The organism is uncultured Rikenella sp., from assembly GCF_910579375.1.
Classification (GTDB): Bacteria; Bacteroidota; Bacteroidia; order Bacteroidales; family Rikenellaceae; genus Rikenella.
Genome location: NZ_CAJTUJ010000057.1, coordinates 1 through 11,494 on the forward strand (window position 1 = coordinate 1; position 11,494 = coordinate 11,494).

Annotated in this window: 12 protein-coding genes, 1 tRNA gene and 3 pseudogenes; 5 read left to right on the forward strand and 11 right to left on the reverse strand. The window is 52.7% G+C overall.

Going from position 1 to position 11,494, the window contains the following annotated elements; genetic code table 11:
- Both QZ302_RS06125 and guaB read left to right on the forward strand, forming a co-directional pair.
- Positions 1-244 (forward strand): thioesterase family protein (locus QZ302_RS06125; protein ID WP_294593662.1); only part of this gene is annotated, 244 nt, incomplete at its 5' end.
- A 61-nt stretch (positions 245-305) separates the two neighbouring features.
- Positions 306-1,778 (forward strand): IMP dehydrogenase, encoded by a 1,473-nt coding sequence (gene guaB, locus QZ302_RS06130; protein WP_294593664.1) that lies wholly within the window; start codon positions 306-308, stop codon positions 1,776-1,778.
- Positions 1,779-2,973: 1,195 nt separating this feature from the next.
- Here guaB and QZ302_RS06135 read toward each other — a convergent pair.
- The 5 genes from QZ302_RS06135 to QZ302_RS06155 all read right to left on the reverse strand — a co-directional run bounded on the left by QZ302_RS06135 (position 2,974) and on the right by QZ302_RS06155 (position 7,620).
- Positions 2,974-3,426, reverse strand: a complete 453-nt coding sequence (locus QZ302_RS06135; protein ID WP_294593666.1) for an OsmC family protein — start codon at positions 3,424-3,426, stop codon at positions 2,974-2,976.
- A gap of 174 nt (positions 3,427-3,600) precedes the next feature.
- The gene (locus tag QZ302_RS06140; RefSeq protein WP_294593668.1) at positions 3,601-5,013 is read right to left on the reverse strand and encodes a glutamate decarboxylase; all 1,413 of its coding nucleotides are present in this window, start codon (positions 5,011-5,013) and stop codon (positions 3,601-3,603) included.
- Positions 5,014-5,362: 349 nt separating this feature from the next.
- Positions 5,363-5,435 (reverse strand) — tRNA-Gly (locus tag QZ302_RS06145).
- A 370-nt stretch (positions 5,436-5,805) separates the two neighbouring features.
- A complete protein-coding gene (locus QZ302_RS06150; RefSeq protein ID WP_294593670.1) occupies positions 5,806-6,867 on the reverse strand; it encodes an MBL fold metallo-hydrolase in 1,062 nt (353 codons plus the stop codon).
- A gap of 60 nt (positions 6,868-6,927) precedes the next feature.
- On the reverse strand, positions 6,928-7,620 hold the full coding sequence (locus tag QZ302_RS06155) for a GIY-YIG nuclease family protein (RefSeq protein ID WP_294593672.1): 693 nt from the start codon (positions 7,618-7,620) through the stop codon (positions 6,928-6,930).
- Between the two features lie 290 nt (positions 7,621-7,910).
- Here QZ302_RS06155 and QZ302_RS06160 point away from each other — a divergent pair.
- Both QZ302_RS06160 and QZ302_RS06165 read left to right on the forward strand, forming a co-directional pair.
- Positions 7,911-8,429: pseudogene (locus tag QZ302_RS06160) on the forward strand (site-specific integrase); the annotation flags it as partial.
- A 52-nt stretch (positions 8,430-8,481) separates the two neighbouring features.
- On the forward strand, positions 8,482-8,658 hold the full coding sequence (locus QZ302_RS06165; RefSeq protein WP_294593674.1) for a hypothetical protein: 177 nt from the start codon (positions 8,482-8,484) through the stop codon (positions 8,656-8,658).
- Positions 8,659-8,687: 29 nt separating this feature from the next.
- On the opposite strand, the gene QZ302_RS06170 is transcribed toward QZ302_RS06165, so the two are convergent.
- The 6 genes and pseudogenes from QZ302_RS06170 to QZ302_RS06195 form a co-directional block, all read right to left on the reverse strand.
- Positions 8,688-8,990 (reverse strand): type II toxin-antitoxin system RelE/ParE family toxin, encoded by a 303-nt coding sequence (locus tag QZ302_RS06170; protein WP_294593676.1) that lies wholly within the window; start codon positions 8,988-8,990, stop codon positions 8,688-8,690.
- Positions 8,983-9,228 (reverse strand): type II toxin-antitoxin system ParD family antitoxin, encoded by a 246-nt coding sequence (locus QZ302_RS06175; RefSeq protein WP_160656701.1) that lies wholly within the window; start codon positions 9,226-9,228, stop codon positions 8,983-8,985. The genes QZ302_RS06170 and QZ302_RS06175 overlap by 8 nt, the downstream gene beginning before the upstream one ends.
- Before the next feature lie 3 nt (positions 9,229-9,231).
- Positions 9,232-9,627, reverse strand: a complete 396-nt coding sequence (locus QZ302_RS06180; protein WP_294593679.1) for a helix-turn-helix domain-containing protein — start codon at positions 9,625-9,627, stop codon at positions 9,232-9,234.
- A gap of 6 nt (positions 9,628-9,633) precedes the next feature.
- Complete coding sequence (locus QZ302_RS06185) at positions 9,634-9,921, reverse strand: helix-turn-helix domain-containing protein (protein ID WP_294593681.1); 288 nt, start codon at positions 9,919-9,921, stop codon at positions 9,634-9,636.
- Between the two features lie 65 nt (positions 9,922-9,986).
- Positions 9,987-10,257, reverse strand: a pseudogene (locus QZ302_RS06190) (aminotransferase class IV); the annotation flags it as partial.
- Between the two features lie 71 nt (positions 10,258-10,328).
- Positions 10,329-10,589: pseudogene (locus QZ302_RS06195) on the reverse strand (PLP-dependent transferase); the annotation flags it as partial.
- Positions 10,590-10,839: 250 nt separating this feature from the next.
- On the opposite strand from QZ302_RS06195, the gene QZ302_RS06200 reads away from it, so the two are divergent.
- Positions 10,840-11,307: an Lrp/AsnC family transcriptional regulator gene (locus QZ302_RS06200; protein WP_294593683.1), complete on the forward strand. Its 468-nt coding sequence runs from the start codon at positions 10,840-10,842 to the stop codon at positions 11,305-11,307.
- Positions 11,308-11,494: the final 187 nt, after the last annotated feature.

Consider the following 11,494-nt stretch of genomic DNA (forward strand, 5'->3'; position numbering starts at 1 on the left):
CCCCGTGCTGAAAGTCGAAGTAAACTACAAAAATCCAGCCTATTACGACGACCGGCTCACCGTCCGCACCACCCTGCGCGAGCTTCCCGGCGTGAAGATCCGATTCGACTACGAAGTCTTCCGCGAAAACGGCGAACGAATCACCACCGGCTCCGTGACCCTCGCCTTCATGCACGCCGACACCAAGACCGCCTGCCGCCCACCGCAAGCCCTATTGGAAAAACTCGCCCCCTTTTTCCGCTAAACCGCCCCACATTTCGACAAAAAGCATTACCTTTGCTAAAATTTATTAACCGGTACCCATTATGTCGTTCATAGATGAAAAAATCGTCGCCGAAGGCCTCACATTCGACGACGTGCTTCTCGTTCCCGCCTACTCCGAAGTCCTGCCGCGCGAAGTCAAAGTCGCTTCACGATTTTCACGCCACGTGCCCATCAACACCCCGATCGTTTCGGCCGCCATGGATACCGTGACCGAAGCGGAACTCGCCATCGCCATCGCCCGTCAGGGCGGGATCGGTGTCATCCATAAGAACATGCCCATCGAAGCCCAAGCCCATCAGGTGCGCAAAGTGAAACGGGCAGAAAACGGGATGATCTACGACCCGATCACCATCAAAGCAGACGGCACCGTCGGCGAAGCCAAAACCCTGATGCACGACAACAAAATCGGCGGGATACCGGTGATCGACGACGACCGCAAACTCATCGGGATCGTCACCAACCGCGACCTGCGGTTCCAGACCGACGCCGCCAAGCGCATCAAGGACGTGATGACCAAAGACAACCTCGTGACGACCCACAATCCGGACCTGAGCGAAGCCGCCAAGATCCTGCTCAACAACAAAATCGAGAAACTGCCCGTGATCGATGACAACGGGAAACTCGTCGGCCTGCTCACCTACAAAGACATTACGAAAGTACAGGACAACCCGAACGCAGCGAAAGACTCCAAAGGACGGTTGCGCGTAGCGGCAGGCGTCGGCGTCACCCACGACACCATGGAACGCGTCGCGGCACTCTATGAAGCCGGCGCAGACGCCATAGTGATCGACACCGCACACGGACACTCGCGCGGCGTAGTCGAAAAGCTCAAGGAAGTAAAAGCGAAATACCCCGATCTGGACGTCGTTGTCGGGAATATCGCCACCGCAGAGGCCGCCAAGATGCTCGTAGCCGCAGGAGCCGACGGCGTGAAAGTCGGCATCGGGCCCGGTTCGATCTGCACCACCCGGATCATCGCCGGCGTCGGCGTACCGCAGCTCAATGCCGTCTACGACGTGGCATCGGCCTTGAAAGGCAGCGACGTTCCGGTGATTGCGGACGGAGGGATTCGGTATACGGGAGATATCGTCAAGGCAATTGCCGCCGGCGCAGACTGCGTGATGGCCGGTTCGATGTTCGCCGGCGTGGAAGAGTCTCCCGGAGAGACCATTATCTACAACGGTCGTAAATTCAAGACCTACCGCGGCATGGGCTCGTTGGAAGCCATGCAAAAAGGGTCGAAAGACCGCTACTTCCAGGACGCCGAAGACGACGTGAAGAAGCTGGTGCCGGAAGGGATCGCTGCCCGCGTGCCGTATAAAGGACAGCTCGCCGAAGTGATTTATCAGATTATCGGCGGTTTGCGCGCCGGCATGGGCTACTGCGGCGCGAAAGACATCGAAGCTTTGAAAGGCGCAAAATTCGTTCGGATCACCGCATCGGGAATGCAGGAGAGCCATCCGCACGACGTGACGATTACGCGCGAAGCGCCCAACTACAGCAGACAAGATTAGCCTCCTATTTTTGAGCCCTTCTATATTTTCAGAAAGCGCATTTCTCTTTGTTCTGGAGAAACGCGCTTTCTGATTTTTTTACTTTCCATCTTTCCTCTGTGCCCTCTCTCGGGCTCTGCCGACACATCGTCCAAATCTCCGCTTTCCGCCCCGGGCAACCGTAGCTACAGCTCGGGCACACCGGGCGGCATTGGCGGCAGCGGTTACAGTTGGCTTTCCTCAGCCAGAGAACCCAGCGGCGTGTTCTTGAACTTCGGCACGCAGTACCTCAATCCCAGCAGCGTGGACTATCGCGGCTACGGTTTTCCGTTGCGGTGCCTCTCGGAATAAACGGGTCAGACCGCCCCGGGCTTCCGCGGCTATTATGTAGGAACGCTAAGCAATACAGGTAGCAGCGGATTCAGCTGGTCTTCCGCCACGAACGACATTTACGGTCAATATTTTGACCTCGCCATAACTTCACTCTATCCGAGCAATTCGAGCGGTCGGGCTCACGGTCTTCAGTTGCGGTGCCTCTCGGAATAAACGGTACCGCTCGGCATTCGAACCGGGCTTCCGCGCACCTACGACAGGCAACCTGTGGAACATGGGTTGTCATGGATTTTGCTACTCTTCAACCGTCATCGGCTCCCAAAGCTTGTTTTTGAGTTTCGACCCGACCATACTCAACCCCGACAGCAAAAACCATCGCGCCCACGGTCTTCCGTTGCGTTGCCTCTCAGAATAAACGCGCCCAAAGGGCGTTCTACTGGCCGCCTCTACCCTAAAACTGCCCCAATACCTGCCAGTCTCTACCCTACTTTAGTTTGATCTTGGCGGCCGAAGCCTGCGGGGCCCACTGCAACGTTAGTTGCGGGCCTCCGCGGCGGGAGGCTTCGGCCCGCGCGACCTGTTGGGTCGCAAAAACTCCGCCACCAGCACCGCCCAAATCGGCTAAATTCAGCGACAAGTCCGGCGGTTCTACGAACCGCAAAAGCACAGCCCATTCGTTCTATACGCGACAACAGTTCGCTGCCAGCGGGGAGTGCAACGAGCCCCGACGAGTTGCAGTCCGCCGCTTGGGGTAGCGGCGAACTGCGCGACTCTGCGAGTCGCAAAAGTTCAGCCCCAAATCCAAACCCCAAGCACAGCCAAAAGTAAAGCCCAATACTCCGCTCAAAGCCACGCCCCATACTCCACCCCGCGTGCAAAAAAGCTACAACTCCATCGACATCACATCCCGCTCATCGATCCGCTCCCCATTGAGATAGACCTCGATCGAGATCGGCGCCACCCGACGCAACATATCCGACACCCCGCAATAACGCTGTTGCGACAACGCCACCATTTTCAGCGGTTTGGCCGGCTCTATCCCCTCCCCTTCGAACCGATACCTCAACCTCATCGCCGTGTACAGCGACGGCACCTCCTCCGTTTTATCCGCCTCCGCCTCGATCTCGATCCGCGTGAAATCGACCCTCATTTTGCGCGCCAACGAAGCGATATCCATCCCCGTACACCCCGCCAACGCCACCAGCAACAACGGCTTCGGCCGCGCCCCCAGATTCATACCCCCCATCTCTTCCGACGCATCCACCACAATCGTGTGTTCGCCGATATGCGCATCATACTGCATCCCCCCCTGCCAATTCAAAACAACCTTGTCCATAACGAATTCTTTTGATTGAGAAAAATAGCGTATCAAAAATACGACCGAAAACGACACCTTGTACCCCCCCCGAAGAAAAACACCGGCCCCGCACCAAAAGAACCGCCTTATAGCCCAATCAGCCGGACATAAGGCGGTTCTCATTCATTCGGTCGGAAAACTCCGGAACCTCACCTAACGGATATGGTTGAAGCACCGCCGCTTCTTAGCCCACTCCTCCGCACTGTTTGTCGGGTTCTCCAATGCATCGAGCTGAGCCACACACGCCTTGATATCCTTCATCAGCAAATCCGCCAAATCGATCCCAACCCCCTGCCGCGCCACGATCCGCATGATGATGACATCCTCCATATCGGCCGGCATCGTATAAGCCGGCACCTGCCAGCCCTGGATATGCAGCCGATCCGACAAATCGTACAGCGTCCATTTCCGATTCGGATCCTCCTTCAGTTTCCAGATAAAGAGCGGGTTCGGCATCTCATCCGAGAAGAATTCGAAAATCCCCATCTTTCGGAGCTCTTCCCGCAGGTAGAGACAGACATTCAGCGAGCTGGCCTGTACATCGTGATAACCGTTCCACCCGAGCCGGATCAACTGATAGTACTGCGCCAACACCTGATTCCCCGGCCTCGAGAAGTTGATCGAGATGCTCGGCACCTCTGCCCCCAGATAATTGACCGCGAAATTCATCTCCTTCGGCAGATACGACTTGTCTTTCCAAATCACCCATCCGAGCCCCGGATAGACCAGCCCGAACTTATGCCCCGACGTACTGATCGAGAGCACCCATTTGAGCCTGAAATCCCACTCGACCTCCGGATAGATGAACGGCAGGATGAATCCGCCCGTCGCCGCATCGACGTGGATACAGATTTCCCACCCGTTCTCCGTATTGAGTTTGTCGATCGCATCGTTGAGCGCCTTCACATCGTCGTTCAGCCCCGTGATCGTCACCCCCTGGATCGGCACCACACAGATGGTATTTTCGTCGCAGAGTTTGACGACCTGTTCCGGATCGAGCGTGATGTGCTCCGCCGTAATCGGCACCTGCCGCATTTCGACATCCCAGTAGATAGCGAACTTTTCCCACACCACCTGGAAGCAGGACGAGATCACGAAATTGGGTTTGTCGGTCGGTTTTCCAGCCGCCTGGCGCCGTTTTTTCCAACGGAACAGTGCCGACAGCGCCCCGAGCATACACGCCTCCGACGACCCCACGGTACTGGTACCCATACAGTACTGTTTACCGTCCGCCTCCGGCGAGTTCCACAGCTTAGCGATCATATTCACACACCGGCGTTCGATTTCGGCCGTTTGCGGATATTCCGTTTTGTCGATCATGTTTTTGTCCATGGTTTCGGACATGATTCGACGTGCGCTGTCATCCATCCAGGTAGTGACGAACGTAGCGAGATTCAGGCGGGAGTTCCCGTCGAGCATCGCTTCGTCATGAACGATCTGATAGGCGATATCCTCCGCCGTACCCTCCTTGGTTATCTCTGTTTTCGGAGCCACGCGTTGTTCTTCGTTCGAACCGAAGATAGGCGTGTCGATCACATCATTTTTGAGCATCGGGAACTTTTTCATGATTAGAATGTTTTTGAATGAGTTATTTAAATACTTCGTTCTCCTATTGTGGAGGACGCCCTGATACGTTCCAAATACTGTGCCATACCCGCCCGGTTCCGCGGCAAAATTTCGACCGCCCGTTTGAAAGAACAACAACCTGCGCTTGTTACAATCTCGCAACAAAAACGTCTGATAATCAGTGCGATTATCAGACGTCCTAAGCGGGAAACGTACTCCGAGCCCACGTTGCGCGCCGGAACCTCTCTCTCCCGAACCCTTCAAAGGAGACCCAGGTCTATGTTCTCCAAAGCCTCCGCCCTCCTCCAAACAAAAAAAACGGACAGCTCATAAAAGCTGTCCGTCTCCGAGCGGAAAACGAGACTCGAACTCGCGACCCCAACCTTGGCAAGGTTGTGCTCTACCAACTGAGCTATTTCCGCAATATAAGTATGTTCTCTCCTCTTGCCCTCGCCGCGGTTGAAAGTGTCTCTCGGAAACGGCTGAACCGCCGTTTCGGGCAAGGTTGTGCCCTACCAACTGAGCTATTCCCGCAATTATATGTTTCGCCCCTATCCCTTGCCGCGGTTGGAAACGCCTCTCGGAAACGGCTGAACCGCCGTTTCGGGCAAGGTTGTGCCCTACCAACTGAGCTATTTCCGCAATAATATGTCCGCCCTGTCCCTACCCAATGGATATTCTCCTCGATCCCCCGCTGCAAATCCAGCAGCAAAAATAACACCTATTTTCGATTACGCCAAATATTTTTCCCTTTTCCGATACCCCCAAGCATCGAAAACCTCAACACTCGATTCAGTTGCCCAGCCTCACCACCTCTCCGATCCCCGGCATCACGACCGGCAACGAATCCCGCTCCGCCAACCTCCGCGCATGCTCCAGCGGCTCATCCCACGCATGCCGCGCCAGCGCATACTTCGAGTGATGCACCGTCACGATCCGTTCCGCCCCCAGCTCCCTCGCCGCACGTCCCAAATACTCCGGCATCGTGTGAATATACCGCCACGCCTCGTTGTACTGACCGTTTTCGAGCATCGCCAGCGTGATACCCGGAAACCGGCGTCCGATCTCCGCAAACCGATCGTCGTATCCGCCATCCCCTCCGATGTAGATGCGCTGCTTCGGCGAATCGATCAGAAACGAAGCCCACAGCGTCCGGTTCCGCCGCAAGCCGCGTCCCGAGAAGTGACGCGTCGGCAGACAAACCACCCTGAATTCCTCCTCCGTCATCGCCTCCTCGTCCCAGTCCAGTTCGACGATCCGTTCCGGTTCGAACCCCCAATATTCGAAATGCTCGCCCACCCCCAACGGACAGACCACCCGCCCGACCCGCTCGCGGAGTCGCACCACCGTCTCGTAATCCAAATGATCCCAATGGTCATGCGTAATGACCAGATAGTCGATCCTCGGCATATCCTCCGGCGCATACGCATCCGTAGCCGCAAACGGACGGTTGACGAACGAGACCGGCGCAGCCCGGCAAAAGACCGGATCGACCAGTATCCGCCGCCCGGCCGTCTGCACCAGATAGGACGAATGCCCGAACCACACCAGCAACTCTTGGTTCGCATCCAACGCTTTCAGATCGGTTCGCGTCACTTCCATCGGTTCCGTCGGCCTCACCCCCGCCGCATCCTCCCGAAAGAGGAACTTCCACACCGTCCTCCACCATTCCCCCTTCGACGCCATCATCACCGTCACCTGCCGGTTCCGAAACTCCCCGTCCCGGAAATTCGGCGACCTCTCGATCCGTTCCTTCCGTTCGCCGCGCGGCAGCCGACCGAACTGCGGCCGGTTGAGAAACACGACCGCCGCTATCCCCGCAATCGCCACCAGCCCCAATAAGACAACTCCCATTCGTACAACTATTTTCACTTCGACACTCCCAATTTATTCAGCATCCAAGACGTCTCCCCGTCAATCGAGCGCAACGCCGTATCGGATCAAGGCTTCGAGATGGTCGTCCTCGTCCACCGCCGAGAATGACCCGCCCCGTACATTTTCGTATCCGTACCGCCCGAAACATTCGATCACCAGCGGATCGACATCCCGCCGATTTCGGACACTGCCCATAGGCGTTTCGAACGGATCGGCCTGCACCAGCCCCACCGGTTTGTATTTTTTCGTCCACTCGGCCCCCCTTCCGTACTCATGTTTTCGCAACGTGCGCTTCAGGTCTCGCGTATAACCGACAAAATATTTTCCATCCCGCAACTCCAAGACATAACGCACCAGGGCCTGTGCCGCGAACTGCTGCTTCGAGACTTTGACCTGGCGGAAATAGCCGTAACGATGCAGTTTCCGGAGGGTCTTCTCCTCCGAGACTTCACACCAACTTCCTCCCCTCACCCGTTGCCAGCCTTCGCGTTCCATCCACTCGATCGTCACCCGATTTTCATACTTATCTTCGTCGTATTCGGTCTCGACATAGAAAACCTGCCGCTCCGAGCACCGGACGACCTTGTGCAACTTGGTCCATTCGGCCCCCTTTCCGTGGAGATGTTGTCGATACCGTCCATCGGGATGGTGCGTTTTTCCCACGTACCAGAAGCCGTCTTCGAGCTGAAGGACGTAAATATGAATCGGATAGGTGGAATCGGGCACATGCATAGCGACCGGAAGATACGAAGAATTTTGGAGAAAGTAAGGTTATATAGAGGAAGGAATGAGGTTAAGTATTTGAGAAACAGAAATGTTACCCGTTGATTCTCGTCGAGTTGCGAAAAGGTCGAAAAGCAGGATTTTGAGAGGTTGAGCAAAGGATTCGTTACTTATCCGCTGCCCTTGTTCGGGTCGGTAAGGAGGTCGCAAAACCTTGTTTCCTCTCTTCGAAAACGGTTCTGTATTTCGAGGAACGCCGGTTTTTTCGCAAGAGTTCACGACAAAGATAGTCGTTTTACTCAGCACGCACCTATCATTGCTCCTACGAACACGTCGAACGGTTCTTGTCGGAGCGGCTGCGGCTGTCGGATATTCCGTTCTCCGCCTTGGATCGGTCGTTCATCGACAAGTTCGACCTATACCTGCGCACGGAACGGAGGTTGGCTCCAAACACCGTCGTTCTCTACATGTCGCGTCTGCATACGGTCATCAATAAAGCCATCGCCGCAGGAATCATTACCGCCGACCCGTTCGCCGGTTACGAGCCTCCGCGCCCCGAACGCAGACGACGTTATCTTACGCGCGAGGAGTTGCAGCGGCTGATGAATACGCCGCTTTCTGTACCGAGGCTTTACTTCGTTCGCGATCTGTTTTTGTTCTCCTGCTATACGGGCATCAGCTACGGCGATATGTGCCGTCTGACCGCTGCGAACCTCGAAACGGCCGAAGACGGAACAGTATGGATCAAGGCGACACGCGAAAAGACGAATGTGGAATTCGAGCTACCGTTGCTCGACCTGCCGCTCCACCTTATCGACAGTGCGCGGCAAGTCGTCGAGCCGCTATAAGCTGGACACCATTCTGTCCTCCATGAAGAAGAACGACGCCAAAATCGAGGGCATAACCACGGACATGGAGCATTTCAAGGCCCGTGTGCAACTGAACAGCGACGGCTCGTACCGCAATCCCGTGAAACTCGACGGTCTCGAGACCTCCGACCCAAAGCTCATAGGCAAGCAGTTGAACCATATCGCTGCGACGGTATGACCGTCGGCTTTTATTTATACCGAATCACCTTACTCTCCGATTCGGATTTTCAAATCCATGCGTTCATGCAGGATTCTCACAATCTCTACGACACTCTCGGAAACCGTCCGATAGAAAACGATGTGTTTGCCCGATCGGTATCCGCATAATTCGGCCATGATTTCCGCGTACTCCCGGCCCAACGGTCGAAAACTGTCGGCTATTTGACGGCAGGTAGCCACGAGCAACGCATAATACCTGTCGGGTTGATCCTCAGACCATGTTTCGACCGTGTAATTCCAGATGTTCGTGAGGTCTTCGACAGCCTTATTCGAGAAAAGCAGATCAGCCATTTTTTCGCTGCATTTTCAACGTCCGCAGATGTTGTTCGGGATCAAACCCTACGGCGATGCCGCTTCTCACGCCCTCGTCGATTGCGCTCTTCAACGCCACGACACTGTTTTCCTGCTCCTCCAAAAGCCGCAGACCGGCGCGTACGACCTCGCTGGCATTGTTATAACGTCCCTGTGCAATCGTGGACTGGATGAAGTTCTCGAAATAAGCGCCCAAAGCTACCGATGTCGTTTTCATAATTCACCTCCTCTTTCGCAAAGTTACCAATATTTGGTAATGCAACAAATTTACGGCCGCTTTTATTATCTTTTTCCGACGAATTATTCTCCCGCTCCTTTTCAGTTTGCGGAAATTGCTGAAATTACGCTCGATGAACCGCAATACGTCCGATTCGCGATAGAACGTCTTGTGATAGATCATCTGGCAGGGCAAATCCCCGGAAGTACGATACCGTTGCAGCGTGCGTTTCGAGATGTTGGGCATCTTGCACAAGTCGTAATTGTCCAGCAGTCTGTCGCCGTCGGGCAAAACGGAGTGGTTCTGTTCCGCGGCGGGCGTGCACAACTCCTCGATACGCTCCAACCGCTTGGCGAGACGTTGCATCCAGTTGTCGAAATACTCCCTGTCCAACATCATGGCCGCCTACTCTTTACGCCGGTTCACGGAACGTTCGTGCAACACCCGTTTGATGTCGCCCAATGTATAATAGAGTTTATGGTTCAGAGACGAATAGGAGATTACCCGATCCGACCGCAACCGCTGCAACGTGCGAGGGCTGATGCCCAGATACCGGCATACTGTCTTACCGTCCACCCAATCGTCGTCCGGCGGAGTGTTTGGCAGTTTCTTACTTGCAAGAGCTCGTTCTACTTTTTCGATACGCACCACGAGTTCCTTACAGGCTTTTGCTCCGATAATAATTACTTTCATAATCCTTTGTCGTTTTGTCTGTTGCAAAGGTCGGAGCTATAAGAACAGAAAGAACCCATGTCCGGACGTTCAACCTTCATACCCATATCAGCGGCGAGTGTCATGAGGCTGCCATTTGTTATTGACGGAAGAATTGACGTAGATCCAGGCGTTATACTAGGTGTTGTTTTTTATCCCGAAGAAATTTGCTGCACCACATTCATCAATATATTTCTTCTCTTTGGCATCGAGATAAAACTCGCAGGAATAACCTAAATCGTGAGCTTCTTTGTTGGCCCGAAGACTTGCGGCATCATTCCCACCTACTTTGAAAATGCCGGTTCCCAGAGGTGCGGCACCATCGTGGCTCGCTGAAGCAATATAAACTCATCTTTGCGTACAACATACTTCTTTCGTCCACCGGTTAATGCAGCCTGTCCGCTTGAAGTAAGCATTGCACTATTTCCTCCTTCAAGCTCTGCAATTTTAGTCGCAACATATTCATTTGTCGGATTTTGAAGTCTGCTATAATAGAAACCGTCTTCTTCGAGGTCAAACAACCTCGCCATCTGATCGGTGGATTCATATTTGAACGTTGTGCTTTGATATATCGGCAAAACACGAGGCTCTCCATTTTTGGGGTTCCACCCTGCTTGTACACATTGGGTACCTGTTTTATATTGTGCCATGTCCATGCGTTTTAGCAATAAACTCGGCGTAAAATTACTAAAACAGGAAATATCAAAAGATAATTGGTTTAAAATCAGCGTTTTTCACTTCACGGATATTGTCCAAACAAACTTTGCACTGTTTTACAGCTACAATATCATTAAATTCAGCAAAAAGCAAGGTTTGCGATATATAATCCCACTGCAAATAGTTTAATTTTCAAGATTTATCACTAATTTTGCACTTGAATACAAAGAATAATCACTACAAATGGATGCTATTGCACTTGACAACACCGATATCAAACTTCTGAAACTTTTACAAGAAAACTCCAAACGCCCTATAAAAGAACTGGCAAAACTTGTCAATTTATCAGCAACACCTGTTGCCGACAGAATAAAAAGACTTGAAAAGGAAGGGTATATCAGAAGATACTCTGCTATTCTATCAAATGCGAAACTCAATAAAGGATTTGTCGTTTTTTGTAATGTAAAACTCAAACAGCATACACGCGAATACCGAAGTCGTTTCATTAAAACCGTCTCTAAAATTGAAGACATAACGGAATGTTATAACATTTCCGGCGAATATGATTTTATGCTAAAAATATATGCACAGAGTATGGAGCATTATAAGAATTTCATCGTTGAAATGCTTAATACCGAAGAAAGCATAGGGTGCCTTCAAAGCATATTCGCTATGGAAGAAATCAAACAAACTAATAGTATTCCCTTTTGATTTTTGTTCTTACCAGATTTTTGTAACTTTGTACCGATAGTTATTTGAATAAGTAAAAAACATAGTGGCTTAAAACACCAAATAAATTACTTATTCATTGCCTTCTTTCATGCGATTTTCTTCTAAATCGTTTATACCCAAATAAATATCTTCGGGTTATCTCAAAGATAAAAAAAAAAAAAAAAAA